Source organism: Streptomyces sp. NPDC050842 (assembly GCF_044456565.1).
Taxonomy (GTDB): Bacteria; Actinomycetota; Actinomycetes; order Streptomycetales; family Streptomycetaceae; genus Streptomyces.
The window spans coordinates 32,145-54,386 of the sequence record NZ_JBITGA010000017.1; the positions used below are offsets into that span (position 1 = coordinate 32,145).

Annotated in this window: 16 protein-coding genes, 1 tRNA gene and 1 pseudogene; 7 read left to right on the forward strand and 11 right to left on the reverse strand. The window is 72.2% G+C overall.

The features are described 5' to 3' along the window. Positions 1-128 precede the first annotated feature (128 nt). Positions 129-2,915, forward strand: coding sequence for an ATP-binding protein (locus ACIBG6_RS37440; protein WP_399227242.1), 2,787 nt, complete (start codon positions 129-131; stop codon positions 2,913-2,915). Between the two features lie 40 nt (positions 2,916-2,955). On the opposite strand, the gene ACIBG6_RS37445 is transcribed toward ACIBG6_RS37440, so the two are convergent. The 4 genes and pseudogenes from ACIBG6_RS37445 to metK all read right to left on the reverse strand — a co-directional run bounded on the left by ACIBG6_RS37445 (position 2,956) and on the right by metK (position 6,060). Continuing rightward, on the reverse strand, positions 2,956-3,318 hold the full coding sequence (locus ACIBG6_RS37445) for a methylmalonyl-CoA mutase family protein (protein WP_399227295.1): 363 nt from the start codon (positions 3,316-3,318) through the stop codon (positions 2,956-2,958). Continuing rightward, a pseudogene (locus tag ACIBG6_RS37450) lies at positions 3,291-3,855 on the reverse strand (methylmalonyl-CoA mutase family protein); the annotation flags it as partial. The pseudogene ACIBG6_RS37450 and the gene ACIBG6_RS37445, both read right to left, overlap by 28 nt. After that, the gene (locus ACIBG6_RS37455; RefSeq protein ID WP_399227296.1) at positions 3,852-4,835 is read right to left on the reverse strand and encodes a carbohydrate kinase family protein; all 984 of its coding nucleotides are present in this window, start codon (positions 4,833-4,835) and stop codon (positions 3,852-3,854) included. The pseudogene ACIBG6_RS37450 and the gene ACIBG6_RS37455, both read right to left, overlap by 4 nt. 1 nt (position 4,836) lies before the next feature. Next, positions 4,837-6,060, reverse strand: coding sequence for a methionine adenosyltransferase (metK, locus tag ACIBG6_RS37460; RefSeq protein WP_399227243.1), 1,224 nt, complete (start codon positions 6,058-6,060; stop codon positions 4,837-4,839). Positions 6,061-6,372: 312 nt separating this feature from the next. Here metK and ACIBG6_RS37465 point away from each other — a divergent pair, with 312 nt between their 5' ends. After that, positions 6,373-8,763: a beta-N-acetylglucosaminidase domain-containing protein gene (locus ACIBG6_RS37465; RefSeq protein ID WP_399227244.1), complete on the forward strand. Its 2,391-nt coding sequence runs from the start codon at positions 6,373-6,375 to the stop codon at positions 8,761-8,763. 92 nt (positions 8,764-8,855) lie between these two features. On the opposite strand, the gene ACIBG6_RS37470 is transcribed toward ACIBG6_RS37465, so the two are convergent. Then, entirely contained in the window at positions 8,856-9,908 is a 1,053-nt protein-coding gene (locus ACIBG6_RS37470) for an NAD(P)-dependent alcohol dehydrogenase (protein ID WP_399227245.1), read from the reverse strand. Positions 9,909-10,036: 128 nt separating this feature from the next. On the opposite strand from ACIBG6_RS37470, the gene ACIBG6_RS37475 reads away from it, so the two are divergent. Continuing rightward, positions 10,037-10,903 carry a helix-turn-helix domain-containing protein gene (locus tag ACIBG6_RS37475; RefSeq protein WP_399227246.1) on the forward strand — a complete coding sequence of 289 codons (867 nt, stop codon included), beginning with the start codon at positions 10,037-10,039 and terminating at the stop codon, positions 10,901-10,903. A 115-nt stretch (positions 10,904-11,018) separates the two neighbouring features. Here the strand turns inward: ACIBG6_RS37475 and ACIBG6_RS37480 are convergent, their stop codons facing one another. Continuing rightward, positions 11,019-12,290, reverse strand: coding sequence for an Ig-like domain-containing protein (locus ACIBG6_RS37480; protein WP_399227247.1), 1,272 nt, complete (start codon positions 12,288-12,290; stop codon positions 11,019-11,021). 212 nt (positions 12,291-12,502) lie between these two features. After that, complete coding sequence (locus tag ACIBG6_RS37485) at positions 12,503-12,856, reverse strand: hypothetical protein (protein ID WP_399227248.1); 354 nt, start codon at positions 12,854-12,856, stop codon at positions 12,503-12,505. Between the two features lie 112 nt (positions 12,857-12,968). On the opposite strand from ACIBG6_RS37485, the gene ACIBG6_RS37490 reads away from it, so the two are divergent. Beyond that, a complete protein-coding gene (locus ACIBG6_RS37490; RefSeq protein ID WP_399227249.1) occupies positions 12,969-13,244 on the forward strand; it encodes a hypothetical protein in 276 nt (91 codons plus the stop codon). 81 nt (positions 13,245-13,325) lie between these two features. Here the strand turns inward: ACIBG6_RS37490 and hutH are convergent, their stop codons facing one another. The 3 genes from hutH to ACIBG6_RS37505 form a co-directional block, all read right to left on the reverse strand. Next, a complete protein-coding gene (gene hutH, locus ACIBG6_RS37495; RefSeq protein WP_399227297.1) occupies positions 13,326-14,867 on the reverse strand; it encodes a histidine ammonia-lyase in 1,542 nt (513 codons plus the stop codon). Positions 14,868-15,011: 144 nt separating this feature from the next. Further along, positions 15,012-17,033, reverse strand: a complete 2,022-nt coding sequence (locus ACIBG6_RS37500) for a tetratricopeptide repeat protein (protein ID WP_399227250.1) — start codon at positions 17,031-17,033, stop codon at positions 15,012-15,014. Beyond that, positions 17,030-17,422, reverse strand: coding sequence for a hypothetical protein (locus ACIBG6_RS37505; protein WP_399227251.1), 393 nt, complete (start codon positions 17,420-17,422; stop codon positions 17,030-17,032). Before ACIBG6_RS37505 ends, ACIBG6_RS37500 begins: the two co-directional genes overlap by 4 nt. Before the next feature lie 220 nt (positions 17,423-17,642). Here ACIBG6_RS37505 and ACIBG6_RS37510 point away from each other — a divergent pair. The 3 genes from ACIBG6_RS37510 (at position 17,643) to ACIBG6_RS37520 (ending at position 20,550) form a co-directional block, all read left to right on the forward strand. Next, positions 17,643-17,716 (forward strand) — tRNA-Ala (locus ACIBG6_RS37510). 1,449 nt (positions 17,717-19,165) lie between these two features. Further along, positions 19,166-19,864 (forward strand): hypothetical protein, encoded by a 699-nt coding sequence (locus ACIBG6_RS37515; protein ID WP_399227252.1) that lies wholly within the window; start codon positions 19,166-19,168, stop codon positions 19,862-19,864. A gap of 2 nt (positions 19,865-19,866) precedes the next feature. Further along, positions 19,867-20,550 (forward strand): TetR/AcrR family transcriptional regulator, encoded by a 684-nt coding sequence (locus ACIBG6_RS37520; protein ID WP_399227253.1) that lies wholly within the window; start codon positions 19,867-19,869, stop codon positions 20,548-20,550. A gap of 417 nt (positions 20,551-20,967) precedes the next feature. On the opposite strand, the gene ACIBG6_RS37525 is transcribed toward ACIBG6_RS37520, so the two are convergent. Next, the gene (locus ACIBG6_RS37525) at positions 20,968-22,221 is read right to left on the reverse strand and encodes a serine hydrolase domain-containing protein (RefSeq protein ID WP_399227254.1); all 1,254 of its coding nucleotides are present in this window, start codon (positions 22,219-22,221) and stop codon (positions 20,968-20,970) included. Positions 22,222-22,242: the final 21 nt, after the last annotated feature.

Sequence of the window (22,242 nt, forward strand, 5' to 3'; positions counted from 1 at the left end):
TGCGCCCGCGTGGCCGGCCCGTCACGTACGGTCGCCCGGATCGGTCCCCTTTCGCCGTAACAAGAGCTGGTTAGAGTGATCGTCGGACGGCCGAAGGGTTCGGCGCCCGGACGAGGGGGACTTCCGCGATGAATCTGGTGGAACGCGACGGGGAGATAGCCCATCTCAGGGCCGTTCTTGACGCATCCGCCGCCGGTGACGGGACACTGTTACTCGTCTCCGGACCGGCCGGCAGCGGGAAGACTGAGCTGCTGCGGTCGCTCCGGCGTCTGGCGGCCGAACGGGGCACGCCCGTGTGGTCGGTCCGTGCGCTGCCGGGCGACCGCGGCGTCCCACTGGGCGTGCTCTGCCAGTTACTCCGCAGCGCCGAACAACACGGCGCCGACACGTCCGCCGTCCGCGACCTGGTGGACGCCGCCTCGCGGCGGGCCGGGAACCGCACGTCCCCGGCCGACGCCCCACTCCGCGTCGACGAGACGCACCAGCTGCACGACTGGCTGCGCTCCGTCGCCCGCCGCACCCCGTTCCTCGTCGCCGTCGACGACCTGACCCACGCCGACACCGCGTCCCTGAGGTTCCTTCTCCACTGCGCCGCCCACCACGAGCAGGGCGGCATCGGCTTCGTCATGACCGAACGCGCGTCGCAGCGCGCCGGCTACCGGGTGTTCCGCGCGGAGCTGCTCCGCCAGCCGCACTGCCGCAACATGTGGCTCTCCGGCCTTCCCCCCAGCGGGGTACGCCGGTTCCTCGCCCACCACTACGGCCCCGAGGCCGCCGAACGGCGCGCTCCCGCCTACCACGCGACGACCGGCGGGAACCCGCTGCTCCTCCGGGCGCTGACCCAGGACCGGCAGGCGGCCCGCACCACCCTCGGCACCGCCGGCGACGACGATCCCGTGTACGGCGACTCGTTCGCCCAGGCCGTCCTCGACTGCCTGCACCGCAGCGCCGACGGCACCCTGGACACCGCCCGCTGGCTCGCCGTCCTCGAACAGTCCGACCCGCTGCTCGTGGAGCGGCTCACCGGTGCGACGGCCACCGCCGTCGAGCGCCACCTCCAGGAGCTCGCCGCCATCGGCCTCCTCGACGAGGACGGCACCCTGCGGCATCCCGCGATACGCGAGGCCGCCCTCCAGGACCTGCCGGCCGCGGACCGCACCGAGCTGCACCGGCGCGCCGCGGAGCAGCTGCACCGCGACGGCGCCGACGAGGACACCGTCGCCCGTCATCTGCTCGTCGGCGGCGCCCCCGACGCCCCCTGGGCGCTGCCCCTGCTCGAACGGGGCGCGCAGCAGGCCCTGTTCGACGACCGCCTCGACGACGCCTTCCGGATCCTCGAGTTCGCCGTGCGCTCCAGCACCGACAACACCCAGCTGGCCCGCCTCGCCCCGCACCTGGTCGCGGCCTCCTGGCGGATGAACCCGCACATGACGACCCGGGCCCTCGCGCTCTTCGACCGGCTCCTGGGCGGCGAACTGCCCCCCAGCCACCCGGTCATGGCGCTGATCCGCTGTCTCGTCTGGTACGGGCGGCTGCCCGAGGCCGCCGACGCGCTGTCCCGGCTGCGGCCCGCCACGGACGCCGACGCCCTGGAACTGTCGCTCACCCGGATGTGGCTGGCGGCGCTGTGCCCTCCGCTCCTGGAGTCCCTGCCGCCGTCGCCCGAGCCGGAGCGGGGGCCCGTGCCGGTGCGGCTCGCGCCCCGGACGACCGCGCTCCAGGCCCAGGCGGGCGTCTTCCAGCGGGGCCCGGAGAACGCGTCCGTCGCGCAGGCCGAGCAGATACTGCAGGGCTGCCGTCTTTCGGAGGAGACGTACGAGGCCCTGGAGACGGCCCTCCTGGTCCTCGTCCACGCCGACCGGCTCGACCGGGCGCTGTTCTGGTCGGACGCGCTGCTCGCCGAGGCCTCGGAGCGGCGGTCGCAGGGCTGGGAGGCGGTCTTCGCCGCGACCCGGGCGATGATCGCGATCCGCTGCGGGGACCTCCCGACGGCGCGGGAGCGGGCCGAGCTGGCGCTCTCCCACGCGGCGCCGGAGAGCTGGGGGCTCGCCGTGGGCGTGCCCCTCTCCGCGCTGCTCCTCGCGTGCACGGAGGCCGGCGAGTACGAGCAGGCGGAACGGGTCCTGCGGCAGCCGGTGCCGGACGCGATGTTCGACTCGCGGCACGGCATGGAGTACATGCACGCCCGGGGCCGTTACTGGCTGGCGACGGGGCGGCTGCACGCGGCGCTCGGCGAGTTCATGCTGTGCGGGGAGATCCTGGGCAGCTGGAACCTGGACCAGCCCTCGATCGTGCCCTGGCGGACCTCGGCCGCCGAGGTGTACCTGCGGCTCGGCAACCGCCAGAAGGCCAGGGCGCTGGCCGAGGCCCAGCTCGCCCTGGTGCGGCCCGGGCGCTCCCGCACGCGGGGCCTCACCCTGCGGGTCCTCGCGGCGGCCGCGGACGGCCAGCAGGCGGAGCGGCTGCACGCGGAGGCGGTCGACATGCTGCACGACAGCGGCGACCGGCTGGAACACGCCCGTGCGCTGGCCGGGATGAGCCGTCACCAGCAGGCCCAGGGCGACAACTACCGGGCCCGGATGACCGCGCGCCTCGCCGGTGACATGGCGTGGGCCTGCGGTGCGTATCCGCTGGCCGAGGAGATCGTGCCGGGCCGCGGCGGTCGCCGGGCGAAGGCCGTGAGCCCCGACCTCGAACTGCCGGGCGGCCCGGACGTCGGCCTGCTGTCGGAGGCCGAGCGCAGGGTCGCGGCCCTCGCCGCACGGGGATTGACGAACCGCCAGATAGCGCGCCGGCTCTGTGTCACCGCGAGCACGGTCGAGCAGCATCTGACGCGCGTCTACCGCAAGCTGAACGTGACCCGCCGGGCCGATCTCCCGGTGAGCCTGGCGCAGGACAAGTCCGTCACCGCGTGAGGCGTCCCGGGAGGCCGTCGGGCCTCCCGGGACGCCGGGATCACACGGTGGTGCGGAGCGGGGTGCCGATCGGCGAGTCGAGCGACGTGTCGCTCCGCCTGTCGCTCTGCCAGTCGCTCTGCGCGTCGACCGGCGTGGACGAACCCCACGCCTCGCGGAGCGCGTCGCAGACCTCCCCGACGGTGGCCCCCGCGGCCAGGGCCTCCTTCATCGGCGGCATCAGGTCGTCGTCGCCGCCCGCCGCCGCCGTCACGGCCGCGAGCGTCCGCCGGACGCGGTCCCCGCAGCGCCAGGCCCGTAGCTTCGCCAGGCGTTCGGCCTGGCGCTCCTCGATGCCCGGAGCGGCCCGCAGCGGCTCGTACGGCTCCGGTCCCTCGACCGAGACGGTGGTCCACCGCGGCAGCTCGGCCCGGCAGTACCGGAACATGTCGGCCATCAGGCGCAGCGAGGGCTTCGGCGGGAAGACGTACCTCCCCCGCGCGTCGTGCTCCTCCGGCACGTCGTTGCGGATCGTGCCGGTCAGCGCGGTCGCGGGGATCCCCTGCTCCTCCGCGACGAGTCGGTAGAGCAGGAGCAGCAGCGCGGCCGGGGCGTTGATCGCCATCGACGTCGTCACGGTGTCCAGCGGGATCCCCGCGAACAGCACCCGCATGTCGTCGATCGAGTCGATCGCGACGCCCGCCCTGCCGACCTCGCCCGAGGCGAGCGGCGTGTCCGAGTCGCAGCCCATCCGGGTCGGCAGGTCGAAGGCGACAGAGAGGCCCGTCGTGCCGTCGGCGATCAGGCGCTTGAAGCGGGCGTTGGACTCCCTTGCGGTCCCGGCCCCGGCGTACGCGACGGGCGGGCCGGATCCGGCGTACGCGACGGGCGGGCCGGACCCGGCATGGGCGACGGGCGGGCCGGACTCCGTCGTCCGGCCCGCCTCCGTCGGCTCCGTCACAGGGCCCCGCTGAAGAGGGCGGGGGCGATCACCGCGGCCTCGGGGCCGTACGTGGCGACGAGTCGCTCGTGGAGTCCCACCCGCGTGACCTCATACGTCTGCGGGCCGACCGACTCCAGGGCGAAGGTGGCCATGGCGGCACCCGCCCGGGCGGCGTCGACGATCTCCAGGCCGGAGGCCAGGGCCGCCAGGAAGCCCGCACGGAAGGCGTCGCCGCCGCCGGTGGGGTCCGCGGCGTCCGTCGCGGGCACGGCCGCGCTCTCGATCCCCGGCCCGTCGGCCGTGTCGATGCGGCACCCCTTGGGGCCGAGCGTGGTGATCCAGGTCCCGACCCGGGCGAGCACCTCCGCCTCGGTCCAGCCGGTCTTGCTGAGCAGCAGCGCCCGCTCGTACGCGTTCGTGAACAGCAGCTCGGCTCCGTCGACGAGCTCCCGGACGCTGTCGCCCTCCAGCCGGGCGAGCTGCTGCGAGGGGTCCGCGGCGCGGCGCAGGCCCAACTCGCGGCAGACCCGGGTGTGGCGCACCATCGCCTCGGGGTCGTCCGCGCCGACGAGGACGAGGTCGAGCCCGCCGGGCCGCCGGGCCGTCTCGCCGAGGTCGATGTCGCGCGCCTCGGCCATCGCGCCCGCGTAGAACGAGGCGAGCTGGTTGCCGTCCTCGTCGGTGGTGCACATGAAGCGGGCGGTGTGGTGCCGGTCCGACACCCGTACGGCGTCGGTGTCGACGCCCGCTTCGCGGAGCAGCTGACCGTACGCGTCGAAGTCCTTGCCGACGGCGCCGACGAGGACGGGGCGGCGGCCGAGCAGGCCGAGGCCGTACGCGATGTTGGCCGCGACGCCTCCGTGCCGGATGTCGAGGGTATCGACGAGGAAGGACAGGGACACGTGGGCGAGCTGGTCCGGCAGGATCTGCTCGGCGAAGCGGCCCGGGAAGGTCATGAGGTGGTCGGTGGCGATCGACCCGGTGACGGCTATGCGCATGTCAGACCCCTGCGGCCTTCTTCAGGGCGTCCACGCGGTCCGTGCGCTCCCAGGTGAAGTCCGGCAGCTCGCGGCCGAAGTGGCCGTAGGCGGCGGTCTGGGAGTAGATCGGGCGGAGCAGGTCGAGGTCGCGGATGATCGCGGCCGGGCGCAGGTCGAAGACCTCGCCGATGGCGTTCTCGATCTTCTCGGTGTCGACCGTGTTCGTGCCGAAGGTCTCGACGAAGAGGCCGACGGGCTCGGCCTTGCCGATCGCGTACGCGACCTGGACCTCGCAGCGCGAGGCCAGGCCCGCGGCGACGACGTTCTTCGCGACCCAGCGCATCGCGTACGCGGCGGAGCGGTCGACCTTCGACGGGTCCTTGCCGGAGAAGGCGCCGCCGCCGTGCCGGGCCATGCCACCGTACGTGTCGATGATGATCTTGCGGCCGGTGAGGCCGGCGTCGCCCATCGGGCCGCCGATCTCGAAACGCCCGGTCGGGTTCACCAGGAGGCGGTAGCCGTCGGTGTCGAGCTTGATGCCGTCCTCGACGAGCTGCGCGAGCACGTGCTCCACGACGAACTTCCGTACGTCGGGGGCGAGCAGCCCCTCCAGGTCGATGTCGGAGGCGTGCTGCGAGGACACCACGACCGTGTCGAGGCGGACCGCCCGGTCGCCGTCGTACTCGATGGTGACCTGGGTCTTGCCGTCGGGACGCAGGTACGGCACGGTGCCGTTCTTGCGGACCTCGGTCAGCCGGCGCGACAGGCGGTGCGCGAGGTGGATCGGCAGCGGCATCAGCTCGGGCGTCTCGTCCGAGGCGTAGCCGAACATCAGGCCCTGGTCGCCGGCACCCTGCTTGTCCAGCTCGTCCTCCTCGTCCCTCCGGGAGGCACCCTCGACCCGCTTCTCGTACGCGGTGTCCACACCCTGCGCGATGTCCGGCGACTGCGACCCGATGGACACCGACACGCCGCACGAGGCGCCGTCGAAGCCCTTCTTCGAGGAGTCGTAACCGATCTCCAGGATCCTGCTCCGGACCAGGGCGGGGATGTCCGCCCACGCCTTGGTGGTCACCTCACCGGCGACGTGCACCAGGCCGGTGGTGATCAGCGTCTCGACGGCGACGCGCGAGGTGGGGTCCTCCCGCAGCAGTGCGTCGAGGATGGTGTCGCTGATCTGGTCAGCGATCTTGTCCGGGTGACCCTCGGTGACGGACTCCGAGGTGAACAGACGACGGGACACAACGCTCCCTGGGGTTGCAGCGGCTGCTGACTACATATGACGGACCGGAAGCGGACCGGCCGGCGGACGGTCGAACCGGATCACATTGAAACCGCCCCGCTCCGGACACCGCCAGTGATCCTGCCCCCTGAACAGACCCGTGAATCCCCCTGCCCCACCCCCTATTGACGTGCGCGAAGCGGAAACCGCGGGACCACACGACCACCCCCCTACCTAGGGGCGTTGACGCCCCACCGTGTGGCTGATGAGGTCCCTGTGCTCCTGACCGACCCCCGCGGCCCGGCCGCGCGCGACCCGTGGAGAGCGCCCCACATGCCCGACACCCGCACCACCGGCGAACCCGGCCGCACCCTGCCCCGGATCGTCACCGCCGCCGCGCTGGCCCTGGCCCTCGGACTGCCCACGGCCCACCCGGCGGGCGCGGAACCGGCGGATCCGGGACCGGCCCCGGCCCCGGCGCCCTCCTCGGGAACCGCCGTCACGCCCACCCCGCAGCAGTTCGCCCACCGGGCCGACGCCGTCACCGTCACCTCCACCGTGACGCTGGTGACCGACCCGCGGACCGACCCGGCCGCCCTCCAGGTCGTCGAGAAGGCCCTGCGCGACGCGGGCGCCCGCACCCTCCAGCGCGCGCCCGCCCCCGTCCGCGGCCAACTGACCGTCCACATCGGCGGACCGCGGGAGAACCCCGCCACGGCCGGGGCCCTGTCCGCCCTCGGCGTCCCCGGCCCGGCAGGCCTGCCCGCCGACGGCCACGTCCTCGCCGCGGGCCGCACCGCCGACGGCACGGAGCACATCGCGCTCTCCGGCGTGGACGCCCGGGGCACGTACTACGCCGCCCAGTCCCTGCGCCAACTCCTGCCGCGCACCGCCCCGTCCGGGGCCCGCCTCCGGGGCGTGACCGTACGGGACTGGCCGGCCGCCCCGGCGCGCGGTGTCGTCGAGGGCTTCTACGACACCCCGTGGACCCATGCCACGCGCCTCGACCAGCTCGACTACTACGGCGAGCACAAGCTCGACACCTACATCTACTCGCCTAAGGACGACCCGTACCTCCGGGCCAAGTGGCGCGAGCCGTACCCGGCCGCCGAGGTGACCCGGATCCGGGAGCTGTCCGACCGGGCCCGCGCGCGGCACGTCGACCTCACCTACGCCGTCTCCCCCGGGCTCTCCGTCTGCTACAGCGCGCCCGAGGAGGCCCAGGCGCTGATCGCCAAGCTGGAGAGCGTGTGGGACATCGGCGTCCGGTCGTTCTCCGTGCCGCTCGACGACATCAGCTACACCACCTGGAACTGCGACGCCGACAAGGAACGCTTCGGCACGGGCGGCGGCGCCGCCGGCGAGGCCCAGGCCCTGTTCCTGAACCGGGTGAACGACGGCCTCCGCGCCGCCCATCCGGACGCCGCCCCGCTCCAGACGGTGCCGACGGAGTACTACGACCTCGAAGCGACCCCGTACAAGAAGGCGCTCGAGACGAAGCTGGCGCCCGGCGTGCTCGTCCAGTGGACCGGCACCGCGGGCATCGCCCCGGCCATCACGCGCGCCCAGGCGGCCGAGGCCAAGCGGCTCCTCGGCCACGACGTCCTGCTCTGGGACAACTTCCCGGTCAACGACTACGTCCCCGGCCGGCTGATGCTCGGCCCGCTGGAGGGCCGCGAGAAGGGCCTCCCCCAGGACCTCGCCGGCTACACCGCGAACCCGATGCCGCAGGCCGACGCCTCCAAGATCGGCCTGTTCACGGTCGCCGAGTACCTCTGGAACGACCGCGCCTACGACCCGGCCGCCGCCTGGACCGCCGCGCTCGCGGAGCGGGCGGGCGGCGACCGGCGCGTGCGGCAGGCGCTGCGGACCTTCGCCGACGGCAGCTTCTTCTCCCGGATGACCGGCCGCCAGTCCCCCGAACTCGCCGCCGCCATCGCCCGCTTCCGGAACGCGGCGCCCGCCGACCGCACCGCCGCCGCGGCCGTACTGGACGGGAAGCTCGCCGTCTTCGAGAGCGCCCCGGCCGTCCTCCGCGCCGACCTGCCCGACCGCCGCTTCGTCGAGCAGACCGGCCCCTGGCTGAACTCCGCCGAGGCCTGGGGCACGGCGGCCCGCACCGCGCTCGCGCTGACCGGCGCCGTCCGCGACGGCGACACCGGTGAGGCCGCGCGGCTCCGCGCACTCCTCCCCGGCCAGGTCGCGCACGCCCGGTCCTTCACGTACACCCACCTCTATGGACTGAAGATCCCGGTGATCGTCGCGGACGGTGTCCTCGACGCCTTCGTCCTCGACGCGATCGCCGAACACGACGTCTTCCTCGGCGTCACCCCCCGCCCGAAGGGCATCACCAACCTCGAACCGGACCAGGAGAACCTGATCCCGCGCGCCGCCGACGGCGAGGACGCGACGCACTTCCGCGGCCTCTGGGACCCGAAGCCCGGCGCCTGGGTCGGCCTCGACCTGCGGGCCGAGCGGGAGATCGGCACGGTCACGCTGGCGCTCGGCGCACCCGACCGGCCGCAGGGCTACCCGCGCCGCGGCGTGGTGGAACACTCCCTCGACGGCACGACCTGGCAGCCGCTCGGCGAGCTGTCGGGCGGCCCCGACACCGTGCTCACGGCCCCGGCCGGGACGCGGGCGCGGTACGTCAGGCTGCGGACCACCGAGGCACAGACCGGCCTGGAGACGTGGCTGACGGTACGGGAGATCCGCGTCGGCTGACACGGGACACGGGTACGACGAAGGGGCCGGGGCGGCGGCACGCCCCGGCCCTCTCGTACGCCTCTACGCCTCTACAGCTCTACGCCACGGGGTCAGATCGTCGACGTGTCGATGACGAAGCGGTAGCGGACGTCGCTCGCGAGGATCCGCTCGTACGCCTCGTTGATCCGCTCCGCGCCGATCACCTCGATCTCGGCGCCGAGACCGTGCGCGGCGCAGAAGTCGAGCATCTCCTGCGTCTCGGCGATGCCGCCGATCATCGAACCGGCGAGGGTCTTGCGGCCGCCGATGAGGGAGAAGAGGTTGAGCGCGACGGGCTCCTCGGGCGCGCCGACGTTGACCAGGGCGCCGTCCGTCTTCACCAGGCTCAGGTAGGCGCCGAAGTCCAGCGGCGCGGAGACGGTGGAGACGATCAGGTCGAAGGTGCCGGCGAGCTTCGTGAAGGTCTCCGGGTCGCTCGTCGCGTAGTAGTGGTCGGCGCCCAGCTTGAGGCCGTCCTCCCGCTTCTTCAGCGACTGGCTGAGCACGGTCACCTCGGCGCCGAGCGCGTGGGCGATCTTGACGCCCATGTGGCCGAGGCCGCCGAGGCCGACGATCGCGACCTTCTTGCCGGGGCCGGCCTGCCAGTGGGCGAGCGGCGAGTAGAGGGTGATGCCCGCGCAGAGCAGCGGCGCGGCCTCGTCGAGGCCGAGGCCCTCGGGGATGCGGAGCGTGTAGTTCTCGTCGACGACGATGTGGGTGGAGTAGCCGCCGTAGGTCGGCTCGCCGTTCTTGTCGAGGGCGTTGTACGTGCCGGTCCCGCCCTGCGTGCAGTACTGCTCAAGGCCCTGCTCGCAGTAGTCGCACTCGCGGCAGGAGTCGACGAAGCAGCCGACGCCGACCCGGTCGCCGACCTGGTGCTTCGTGACCCCGGAGCCGACCTCCGCGACGATGCCGGCGATCTCGTGGCCGGGGACCATCGGGAAGATGCCCTCGCCCCAGCCGTCGCGCGCCTGGTGGATGTCGGAGTGGCAGATGCCGGCGTACTTGATCTCGATGAGGACGTCGTGCTCGCCGACGGGGCGGCGCGGCACGGTGGTGCGCTCCAGCGGGGCGTTGGCGGCAGGTGCGGCGTAGGCGGGGACGGTGGTGCCGTTCGTGGTCATGGCCCCAGCCTGCGGCAGGACGCCGGGATCACCCAGCCACCTGTTCTGCCTACGTCCAGCGTGCCTACCACTGGCAGGGACAGGAACGTCCGTCCGCCGGCTCGTACGACCTGGGATAATCGGGTCACATGGATCTCAGTGCCGAACTCAGCGAATTCCTGCGCTCGCGCCGGGCCCGGCTGAAGCCGGAGGACGTGGGGCTGCCGGAGTTCGGGCGCCACCGCCGCGTACCGGGGTTGCGCAGGGAGGAGCTCGCGCAGCTGGCCGGGGTGTCCGTGGCGTACTACACGCGTCTCGAACAGGGCAACGGCCGCAACGTGTCGATGGAGGTCCTGGACTCGATCGCGCGGGCGCTGCGGCTGAGCGACACGGAGCGGGCGCATCTGACGCATCTGGCGAAGCCGACGGTGAAGAAGCGGCAGCGGGCGGCGATCGCGCGTCCGCAGCGGGTCCGCCCGGGGCTCGTCCAGCTCCTCGACTCGATGGACGGGGTGCCCGCGCTCCTCCTGGGCCGCCGCCTCGACATCCTGGCCTGGAACCGGATGGCGCGGGCGCTGATGGGCGACTTCACGGCCTGGGACCCGGACGAGCGGAACATGGCCCGGATGATCTTCCGCGATCCGAACGCGCGCGACCTGTACATGGACTGGGAGTGCAAGGCCGTCGAGGTCGTGAGCACGCTGCGGCTGTACGCGGGCTGCTACCCGGACGATCCGCTGCTGCTCGCGCTGGTGGGCGAGCTGTCGGTGAAGAGCGAGGAGTTCCGCTCGTTGTGGGCGGCGCACACGGTGGCCGACAAGGGGCACGGCACGAAGCGGCTGCGGCATCCGCTGGTGGGCGAGATGACCCTGTCGTACGAGTCGATGAAGGTGGCGGGCGACGATCCGGACCTGGTGCTCGTGACGTACCACGCGGAGCCGGGGACGGCCTCGGCGGACGCGCTGCGGCTGCTCGCGCAGTGGGGCGTGGACGAGCCCGCCGACGTACGGGAGTGAACGACGAGCCCGCCGACGTACGGGAGTGAACGACGAGCCCGCCGACGTACGGGAGTGAACGACGAGGCCCCCTCCACCAGGAGGGGGCCTCGTCCGCGTACACGTGCCGGGGGGATCAGACCTCCGAGCCGGCCTTCCAGTCGGCCCAGCTCAGGTTCCAGCCGTTGAGGCCGTTGTCGGGGGCGATCGTCCTGTCCTTGGAGTTCTTGACGATCACGACGTCACCGACGATCGAGTGGTCGAACAGCCAGGCGGCCTGCTGGTTCGGGTCGCCGGCGCCCTTGGCGTCGTTGAGGCCGACGCAGCCGTGGCTGGTGTTGGCCGAGCCGAAGATCGAGTCCGGGCCCCAGTAGTTGCCGTGGATGAAGGTGCCCGACGTGGACAGGCGCATGGCGTGCGGCACGTCCTTGATGTCGTACTCGCCCTTGCCGTCGTCGTCGGTGAAGCCGACCGTGGCGCCGTTCATCCGGGTCTCCTTGAACTTCTCGGAGATCACCATCTGACCGTTGTAGGTCGGGTTCTCCGGGGAGCCGGCGGAGATCGGGATCGTCTTGATCGTCTTGCCGTCCTGGGTGACCGTCATCGTCTTGGTGGCGACGTCGACGGTGGAGACCTGGTTGCGGCCGATCTTGAAGGTGACGGTCTTCTGCTGGACGCCGAAGACGCCGTCGGCGCCCTCGACGCCGTCGAGGTCCAGCTTCAGCGTGACGGTCGAGCCCTCGGTCCAGTACTTGTCCGGGCGGAAGTCGATGCGCTGGGCGTTGAACCAGTGCCCGACGACCTCCTGGCCGGAGCTGGAGGTGACGGTGATGCCGCCCTGGACGGCCGCCTTGTCGGTGATCGCCTTGTTGAAGTTGATCGAGACGGGCATGCCGACGCCGACGGTCGAGCCGTCCTCGGGGGTGAAGTTCCCGATGAAGCTGTTCGCCTTCGAGACCGTCGTGAAGGACGAGTTCTCGTGGGCCTCCAGGCCCTCCGCGTCCGTGGCGGTGGCCGCGATCTTGTAGACCGTGGCCCGCTCCAGCTGCTCGCTCGGCTTCCAGCTCAGTCCGTCGGCCGCTATCTCGCCCTTGACCGCGGTGCCCTCGGCGGACGTCATGGTGACGTCGGTGAGCTTGCCCTCGGTGACGGTGACCTTGGCGTCGTTGTTGATGGACGCGTTCTGCGTGCCGGTCTTGGGCGCGATGACGATCTGCGCCTTGGAGGTCTTGGCCGCCTCCGCGGCCTCGTCGACCTGGGACTGTGACGGTGGCGTCGGGGAGCCGGCGGCGCTGCCGCCCTTGTCGCCGTCGTTGCACGCCGAGAGCACCAATACGCCGCCGAGCACCGCGGCCGCGACCGCCAGGCTCTTGCGGCGCTTGCCGTCCGTCATCACACGCATCTCCATCGTCGCCGAGTCCTGCCAACGCTTGCTTCGCTGCTTACCTAAATACCCATGACACCCCGTCCGGTTCCGGAACCGGACGGTTTGTGGGGAACACCACTGTTCGACACGCACGGGTGGTGCGTCCGGTTCCCACGGGCATGCGAAAGGCCCCGGGACGGTGTCCCGAGGCCTGTGAACAGGTCGCTTTCCGGCCTTACGGCTGGTGCGCGCCCCTAAGCCCGGTCGTCGTCCCCGTCTTCCCCGTCTTCCGCGTCCCCATCTTCCTCTCCGAGGTCCCACTCCAGGGCATCGGGGTCGTACACGACCTCCTCGGTGCTCCAGGAGGCCTGAACCATCTCGATCCCGGGGACGCCGCGGATCAGGTCGAAGGGCTCGACGAGGTAGGCGAGGGCCTCGGCGCTGTCGTCGCGGGCGGCGGCGCGGGCCTGGACGCGCTCGTCCTCGGGCATGAACTCGTCGCTGTCGATCCGGCCCTCGGCGGCCTCGGTCAGCTCGGCGGGACCGTCGATCTCCAGGACCACATCGACACGAAGGCGTACATAGCGTGCTGTCTCGGAAGTACTCATGAGTCGGAGCGTAGGGGGCGGCGGGCTCCCGGCTTTCCCGCGACCCGCTGTGTTCATTAGCATCGGCCGCACCGACCGATGCGCGGTTTCCGCAAGGGGGATCGAAATTTCCGTGTCCGCCGCCCGACGCCCACTTCTGACCGCCGCCGCGGCGGGAACGCTGCTGTGCGCCCTGTGGTTCGTACCGTCCGCCAACGCCACCGACGAACAGGGCGGTGTACGGGTGGGAATCGGCATCGTCCAGGACGACCCGGCCGCGGGCGACGCCCGCCTCGCGGAGACGGGACGCCTGGACACGACGCCGTACCTGCTCGGCGGGACGGGCTTCCTGGGGGTCGGGGCGGGTTTCGTGGCGCTGGCGATGAGACGGCGGGGCAGGGCTTCCTGAGCCCCCGGTCCGGACACGACGGAGGGCCCGCCCCGGATTCCCGAGGCGGGCCCTACGCACTGCTCTGGTCTGCTCCCTCGATTACGCCAGCGGCCCGGTGACGGGCTCCACCGCGGCGACGAGCTTGCCCGCGCTCACGAAGGCGTCGGCGGCGGCCAGGTCGGGCGCGAGGAACCGGTCCGGGCCGGGCCCGGCGACACCGGCCGCGCGGAGCGCGTCGATGGCGGCCCGGGAGGCGGGCGCCGGGGTGAGACCCTCGCGGAGCTCGATGCCCCGGGTCGCGGCGTACATCTCGACCGCGATGATCCGATTGAGGTTGCCGATCGCCGTGCGCAGCTTGCGGGCGGCGGACCAGCCCATGGAGACGTGGTCCTCCTGCATCGCGGAGGACGGGATGGAGTCGGCGGAGGCCGGGACGGCGAGCCGCTTCATCTCGCTGACCAGCGCGGCCTGCGTGTACTGGGCGATCATCAGGCCCGAGTCGACGCCGGCGTCCTCGGCGAGGAACGGCGGCAGGCCGTGCGAGCGGTTCTTGTCGAGGAGCCGGTCGGTGCGGCGCTCGGCGATCGAGCCGAGGTCGGCGGCGGCGATCGCGAGGAAGTCGAGGACGTACGCGACGGGGGCGCCGTGGAAGTTGCCGTTGGAGGCGACGCGGCCGTCGGCGAGGACGACGGGGTTGTCGACGGCGGCGGCGAGCTCGCGCTCGGCGACGAGCCGGGCGTGGGCCATGGTGTCGCGGCCGGCGCCGGCGACCTGCGGCGCGCAGCGCACCGAGTAGGCGTCCTGGACGCGGGGCGCCTCACCGGCCTGGGCGTGCCCGGTCAGTCCCGACCCCTTGAGCACGGCCAGCATGTTGGCGGCGGAGGCGGCCTGGCCGGGGTGCGGGCGGATGGCGTGCAGCTCGGGTTCGAGGACCTTCTCGGTGCCGAGGAGGGCTTCGAGGGAGAGCGCGGCGGTGATGTCGGCCGACTTGTAGAGCGTGTCGAGGTCGGCGAGGGCCATGATCAGCATGCCGAGCATGCCGTCGGTGCCGTTGAGGAGGGCGAGGCCCTCCTTCTCCTTGAGCTCGACGGGCGCGATGCCGTGCGCGGCGAGCAGCTCGCCGGCGGGCCGCAGCTCACCGTCGGGGCCTTCCGCGTCCCCTTCGCCCATCAGGGCGAGGGCGCAGTGGGAGAGCGGGGCGAGGTCACCGGAGCAGCCGAGGGAGCCGTACTCGTGGACGACGGGCGTGATGCCGGCGTTGAGGACGTCGGCCATGGTCTGCGCGACCTGGGGGCGGACGCCGGTGTGACCGGAGGCGACGGTCTTCAGCCGGAGGAACATCAGCGCGCGCACGACCTCGCGCTCGACGCGCGGGCCCATGCCGGCGGCGTGCGAGCGGACGATGTTGCGCTGGAGCTGGGCACGGAGCTCGTGGCTGATGTGCCGGGTGGCGAGCGCGCCGAAGCCGGTGGAGACGCCGTAGACGGGTTCGGGCTTGGCGGCGAGCGCGTCGATCACGTCCCGGGCGGCGGCGAGGGCGCGCACGGCCTCGGTCGACAGCTCGACGCGGGCGCCGTGGCGGGCGACGTCGATGACGTCCTGCGGGGTCGTGCCGGACGTGCCGAGGACGACTGTCTGCATATCCATATTCAGCACCCTACGGATTGAAGACCGACCTGTCACTAGGTGATTTTGTCACCGGCTCGACACGGGACGACCCCTTACCGGGTCACGACCGTCGGGCCGGTGATCACCGGTGGCCTTCCAGTCTGCCGCCAGAAGGCGTCAACGGCGCAGGATGCGGCGCCAGAGGGGCCGGGGCTGTGCCTGGAGGCTGCGCAGAGCCTCACCGTATGTGAGCGTGTCCGGATGCTCCGGCCCCAGAACGCGCTCTGCGTCCGCGGCCGCCCGCGCGAGGAGCCCGGTAGCCTCAGCCAGGGCCCCCGCCCTGTTGTACGAATAGGCAAGGTTGGCCCTGGCGAGCAGCGTGTCCGGGTGATCAGCACCGAGTCGACGCTCTCGATCGACAAGCACCTGCTCGTCCAGAGCAACAGCCTCGGCCAGGCGCCCCGAGTACAGGTACGAGGCAGCCAGGTTCGCGCGCGTCACGAGGGTGTCGGGGTGGTCCATTCCGAGGATCCGCTCGTGCGCCGCCAGAACACTCTCTCCCAGGGTCACGGCTTCGGCCGTACGCCTCACCCTGATGTAGACGGCCGCCAGGTTGCTCTTGGCCACAAGCGTCGCGAGATCCTCGGCGCCGAATTCCCGCTCGTGGGCTGCGACCACCTGCTCCCCCAGCTCCACAGCCTTGGCGGTTTCGTGGGAGTTGCCGTATGCCATGGCCAAGTTGGCCCTCGTGACGAGGATGGCGGGGTGTCCCGGTGGGAGAAGGCGCACACTCGCGGCGAGCAGGCCCGCCCAGTAGTCGATCGCCGACGACACCATGCCCGCGTCCCCCAAGCTGGCTCCGCACCGGTAGAGGACCCCGTGGATCGTCGGGCGCACGAGCCACTGCTCGCCGGCGTGGGCGAGGATCTCTGTGTTGGCCCGCAGAACCGAGGCCGCACCCCGGTGTGGCTGGTCGGGGGTCGGCCAGAGGTGCAGCAACCCGTCGGCGGCAGCCCTGACGAGCCCCCGCATCCCCTCCTCCGGAATGGTCTCGCGGACCGCCCGGGCCGTCAGAGCATGGATACGGACCGAGTCTCCGTCGCAGGTCAGCAGCGCGTACCGATGAAGCACCCGCAGGGCCGCGCGGGCGTCGTCGGCCCCACACCCCCCGAGATACGCCAGCACCGCCTCCGTACGCCACAAGGCCTCCGGATGCCCCGCAGGGTCCAGCAGGGCGGCCAGGCCCAGCACCCGCCGTGCGGCACCCGCGGGGCCCGCCGCCTCCGCCGCGTCCAGCGACAGCAGCAGCGTCGTCGCGATGGCCCGACCGTAGCCCTCGGCGTCGGCGGACGGCGGGAGCAGCTCCGTGATCGACCGGCTCCCCCGGAACAGCTCCAGGTACGCCGCACACCCCAGCCCGTGGTTGATCATGTACGCGGCTGCGTGACCGAGGGCCAGCGGCAGGTGCCCCAGCTCCGCCGCCAGCTCCCCCACCGCCCCGTCCGCGAGTCCGTCGTCCGCGAGCCGCGCCCGCAGGTACGCGGCGGCCTCGCCCGGCCCGTACACGTCCACCGAAACCCGGCGCCGCCCGCCGCCGGTCAGCCGCGCGTCATGCAGCCGTGTCGTGGCGAGCACCCATCCGCTGCCCGTACGGCTCCCCGGCCACCACCCCTCCACCGCACCGGGATCGGCGATGTCGTCGAGGACGACGAGCCAGCGCCGGGACGTGGTCGCCAGCCAGGCCAGGAACGCCCGGGCGTCGGCCTCGGGGTCCGCCCCGGTCACCCCGGGCGCCGCAACCCGCACCCCCGCCTCGGCGAACCGGGTGACGACCTGCTGGATCTCGGCCGCCGGCGCCCACACGACGAGGTCCACCCCCTCCGCGACGGCCTGGCTCGCGTACGAAGCGGCGAGCTGCGACTTGCCGACCCCACCACCGCCGGACAGGACCTGCGTGAGGACAGCCGTCTCCCCCTCCTCCCGCAGGGCGTCGATCCGCTCCCGCACCTCCGCCCGGGGCTGGAACGCGGAGGCGAGCGCGGGCACGGCGCCCACCTCCAGCGGCCAGGCCACGGCGTCCGCGCCCGGAGGGGCCGCCTGGTGGACGACGACGGAGCTGTACGGTCCGACCGCGCTGTACCCGACGTTCCCGCCGACGGCGACTCGCTCCTCCGTCCGGCGCTTCCGCCACAGCGTCACCGACGCTCGCTCTCGTCACCGAGCGCACTGTCGCGAACGTCCCCGAGGACCACCTTGCTGTCCGGCCCGGCCTGGACGTCACCGCCGCCTCGCGAACGCCCGCGACCCGTCCGGGGTGCCGTGCGTGGCCCGACGACCTTCGAGCGGCGCCCGACGGCACTGCCGCTCACGTCCCCGTCGATGACAGTCGCGCCCCGTCCGGCCCGGATACGGCGCCCGGAACCGGCGGGCGAGCCCACGAAGGTGTACGCGGCCACCGCCAGGCTCACCACAGCCCCGACGACGCTCGCGATCCGGTCGCCGCTGTCGAGGTCAACGAGGACGGCAACCCCGATGAGCCCGAGCGCGACAACCCCGGCCGCCCACGCCACGATCCGCCCTGCCGTCATGACCCACCCCGCCAGCGAGTTGACCAACACATCTGTGAAGCAGGCTAGATGACACCATCGGCTTTGATCCGTCGATGCGTCAGATGCCGCTTCGAGCCGTGCGCTCCCATCGCGAAAGGTGCGCCTCCGCGTCCGCCACGCTCGCCAAGGCGGTCCGTCGTCACCGTCGACAATTCACGCGCGGTCGAGCGCACGTGGCTCGTATGATCCCCGACGGGATGGGGCTCGTAGCGCAGTGGTTGTCGCGCCTTCACCGCATGTGGGAGGACGCCGGTTCGAATCCGGCCGGCCCCAACCCGCTCCGGTCTCGGTGATCGGGACGTGGACTGCTCCGCTCGACGGACAGTGAAGAAGCCCTGGAGAGGGAGACCTCCGAGAGGTTCAGATCGCGTGCGTCCGCGCGAACGCGGTGAACGCGGTGAACGCGGCCCAGGCGGCGGGCGTGGCGGTGAGCTCCCCTCGCCCGCGCGGCCCTCTTCCTGATCGAGGACGGCGTGGGCGCGCCCTGCGTCGCGGCACCGGCGGCAGGCGGCAGGCGGCGACGGGCGCAGCGGGGAGGCGCTGGGGGTGGGCGTTTCGGGTGGGCTTCTGGTGCGGCCGCCCTCTTTCCGAGAGTCGCACCTTCCGCCGCCGCGTCAAGGGCAAGTCGGCTCCGCCGATGGCCTACGGCCACCCTTGACCCGGCGGCTCCAGGAGCGAAAGACCTCTCGGAGGGCGGCCGGGGGCGTGGCCACGCGGGGGCCCGGGCATCGGCCGGGGTCGGACGGCGGGTGGCAGGCCGGTGGGGTGGGGCTCGGTTAGCGGCGGGGCAGGGTGGGTCCGCTGGGGTGGGTTCGGGGTGCGCGGTCGTTGAATGGGGCGGCCCGGCTGGACTCAGCGGGTCGCGGCCGGTGGGGAGTGGGGATTCAGGCCCCGCTGGTCTGTCCCGGTGGGTGGGGGCTGGGAGGTGGGCCGTGGACGGTGGGCGGTGAGTCCTGGGGGAGGACGGTGCGTGGTTGCGATTGGGGGCTGACGGCGAGACATTGGCGCACTTCCTCCGCCCGATAAGAGCGATGTGCCCCCATTGAGGGTTATCCCGGGGGCTGTTACTCGGAGTAGCTGCGGGTTAGTCAGCTCTCCACCCGCCAGGAGCGACCAGCCGGGCCTGAATCCCAGCCGCCCACCCGCCGTCCGACGCCAAGCCAAGCCCGACTGCCCCATATCCACAGGGTGGGGGCTGACCGCGGAGAGGCAAGCGTTCCGTGAGCGGGTCCGGATGGAAGCAGTGGCGATGCTTGCCGACGGGCGGGGCGGCACGGAGATCGCGAAGGAGTTGCGGGTCAGTGGTCGATCCTCCGCCGGACCAGCCAGGCCAGCACTGCTCCCGCACCTGCGGGTCCGGCCCCGGCTGCCGCCCCACGGCCAGCCCACGACACGAAGGCTGACGGCCGACACGAACATCCTGTACGACGTCATCACCGGCTCGATCGGGGAACTCCCCGGAAGGGCTCGCCCTGGCCCTGCTCGCCGGCCTCCACCTGGGTGCCCGCCGCCGGAGCGCCACACAGTCCGGCCCGGCCCCGGACAGCGACCCTGCGCCCACGGCCCGGACGTACACCCTGATCGGCACCCGGCCCCCGGCAGCAACCCGGTGCAGATCGTCAGTACCCGGCAACGTGGCCGCAGCGAGGGCGAGGTTGGCCTGAAAGTCGACCTCGAGGATTCCGATTGAACCACCTACGTATACGCCCTACACTCTTGCTTATGCCATATACAGCATCACGTCTGGACGGCCTACCGTTGCGAAGGTTCACCGGAATCACCGGCGTAGCGTTCACGGTCCTGCAGGTCATCGAAGTGCCGCTCTATTTCGTCCATGACGGGGCACCGCCCGACTCCAACGTCCTGACCCGCATCATGCTCAGCCTTGTCGTCCTCGTACTGCTCCTCGGCTTCGTCACCGGGGTTCGCGAGCTCGTCCGCCAGGCCGACCCGGCCTGCGGCTGGGTCGCGGATCTCGCCCACGGCGCGGCACTGGCTTACATCGCGGTCACCTTCGTTGCACACTCCCTCCAGGCCGGGGAGGTCATCGCTGCCGAGGAGCCGGTCGATCCGACCATCACCGCCGAGGGCTCCTACCTGCTGTACGGCTCGATCGGTCGCATCCTCATAGCGGTGTTCCTGGTGGCCGCCGGGTATGCCGTCGTTCGGTCCGGACTGCTGTCCCGGTGGGCCGCCCGGTCGGCATACGCCATCGCCCTGATCAATCTCGCGTTCGTCCCGTCGCTGTATTTCGGCAACGACACCGGACAGTTCTTCAGCGCCAACGGCTGGGGCACCACGGCCATCATCGCCAGCCTCTATGCCTACTGGGTCCTCGCGTTCGGCATCGCTCTGCTCCGACACCGAAACCCCCGCCACTATGCTGGGCAGCCGGGATCGGCCTCGGAGAATCGGCGGTAGAAGTGTCAGCGGACAAGAGCGCGGCGGCTACCTTCCGACTCCTCTGGGAGACAAAGGAGAGCGCACGGTCCTCTCTCAGCGTCGGCGGCATCGTCGAGGCCGCCATCGCGCTGGCCGACGCCGAGGGTCTGGCAGCGGTGTCGATGCAGCGGGTCGCCGGCGAACTCGGTTACACGGCGATGGCCCTGTACAGGCACGTCCCCGGTAAAGAGCAGCTGGTGGCCCTGATGGCCGACCGGGCGCAGGGCAACCCCCCGGCGGAGTCGGGGAAGGAGTGGCGTACCGAGATCCTGAACTGGGCCGATGCGGCCTGGGATTTCTACCTCGCCCACCCCTGGATGCTGCGCGTGGCGACCACCGGGGCCCCGACCGGTCCGAATGAGCTGGCCTGGTTCGAGGCTCTTCTGCGGCCCCTGGCCCGGTCCGGCCTCGCCACCGACAACCTGGTCGCCACGGCCATGTTCATCTCCAGTGCCGTCCGCGACCTGGCCCGAATCGCCACCGAGATCGTCGCGTCCGGCCCCGACTACGGGAACCTACTCGCCCAGGTCGTCCAGCCCGGCCAATTCCCCACCCTCGCGTCCCTGATGGCCTCGGGCGCCATGGAAGACGACGGCGACGTCAGACCTGCCCTCGACTTCGGCCTCAATCTCGTCCTCGACGGTCTCAAGGTCCACACTTCCTGACGCCGGCCTGTCACCCCGGCCTGCAACACCCGGCCGGAAAACCGCGATGTCCACCGTGGTCGGCATACCGCGACGATCACCAGCCGCTACGACACGACGTCCACGAACACGTCCTGCGCGGTCTGCCCGGCGCCGGGACGCCCGTACACCGGCCCGGGGGGCTGGTGAGATAGCTGCTCCGCCACGTACCACCCCTGCGTCCGACCCCGCCGGCTGCCGGACCGCCCCGCCTCTCCCCGCGCCTCGAAGGCGCGCAGGAGTGCGCGGGCAGACACACCCAGCCCATGCTGTTCCGGCCCGTCATCGAGGGCCAGACCCTGTGCCCGGAGTGCGCGGGGGCCCGGCAAGGCGCGTCTCAGGGCTCCTGAGGCGGGCCCTCCGGCAGGGGCAGGCCCCCCTCACCGTCGGGGTGCGGGGCTACGGGGCGAGCCCCGCCGTCTCCCCACCGCACAGCGCCTCCCCGTACAGCGTCGACAGTGCGCCGTCGATGGGGTGGGGCTGCGGTACGCCGGAGGAGTCCGGCTCGTTCCACCTCTGGAGGTTGACCGCGACGGACATCTGGCGCTTGCCGTCGGCCCGGGTCAGGGAGATCGTCCCGGCGCCCCAGACCGAGCCGTCGTGGCCCCAGAACGTGCCGCAGTCCTTGGTGACCTTGTGGAGGCCGAGCCCGTACTCGATCATCGATCCGTCCAGGGCGATGACCGGGACCGTGCGCTGCATCTGCGCCAGTGACGCCCTGCTGACGATTCCGCCGCCCAGGAGCCGGGCGTAGAAGCGGTGGAGATCCTCCGTGGTCGAGACGAGCGCGGCCCCCGTGCCCGTCCACGACATGTCGTAGACGCTGTAGTCGCGCGGCGGGTCGATCAGGCCGTAGAACGACTCGTACATCCGCGAGTGCGGTCCCTTGATGCGCGTGCCGGACGGGAAGCCGGTGTGCCGGAGGCCGGCGCGCTCGATGACGTTCCGGGTGATGTACTCCTCCGCCGGGGTGCCGGTCACCTCCTCCAGGAGTTGGCCGAGCAGCAGCCAGTTGGTGTTCGAGTACACCCCCGGAAGGGCCCCCGGCTCACCGGCGGGCGGCGCCGCGAGCCCCATCTCGATCAGCTCTTCCGGGCGGAACCGCCGGAACCGGTTGTCGTCGAGGCTCTCGGTCGAGATGTCCGGCAGGGAAGGGAACGCGGCGAGCGACGGGAACGCGTAGCGGAGGTAGTCGGGGATGCCGCTGGTGTTGTCGAGCAGCATCCGGACCGTGATCCTCTTGCCGCGCTCCCCCGGCACCAGCCGCGGCAGATAGCCGCCGATCGGCGCGTCGAGCCGGATCCGGCCCTGCTCGACCTGCTGCATGACGGCGGCGGCGGTGAAGGTCTTGGTGATGCTGCCGACGCGCTGCCGCATGTCCGCCGTGACGGGGCGGCCGGTCGTGACATCGGCGACACCCGAAGCGCCGCGCCATGTACGGCCGTTGTCGCGCACCTCGGCGAACACCCCCGGAACTCCGGCACGGTGGACACCGTCCAGGGCGGACTCCAGCGCCACACGGTCGAGGGCGGAGCCGGAGGCGGGGGCGGGGCGGGCGCCGGAGGCGGGGCCGGGCGCGGGGACCGCCGCGACCGTGGCCGCGCAGGCGACCAGCGCGGCCACGGTCGAGCACAACACCGTTCGGAGCTTCATGACGTACGTCCTTTCGCTGTC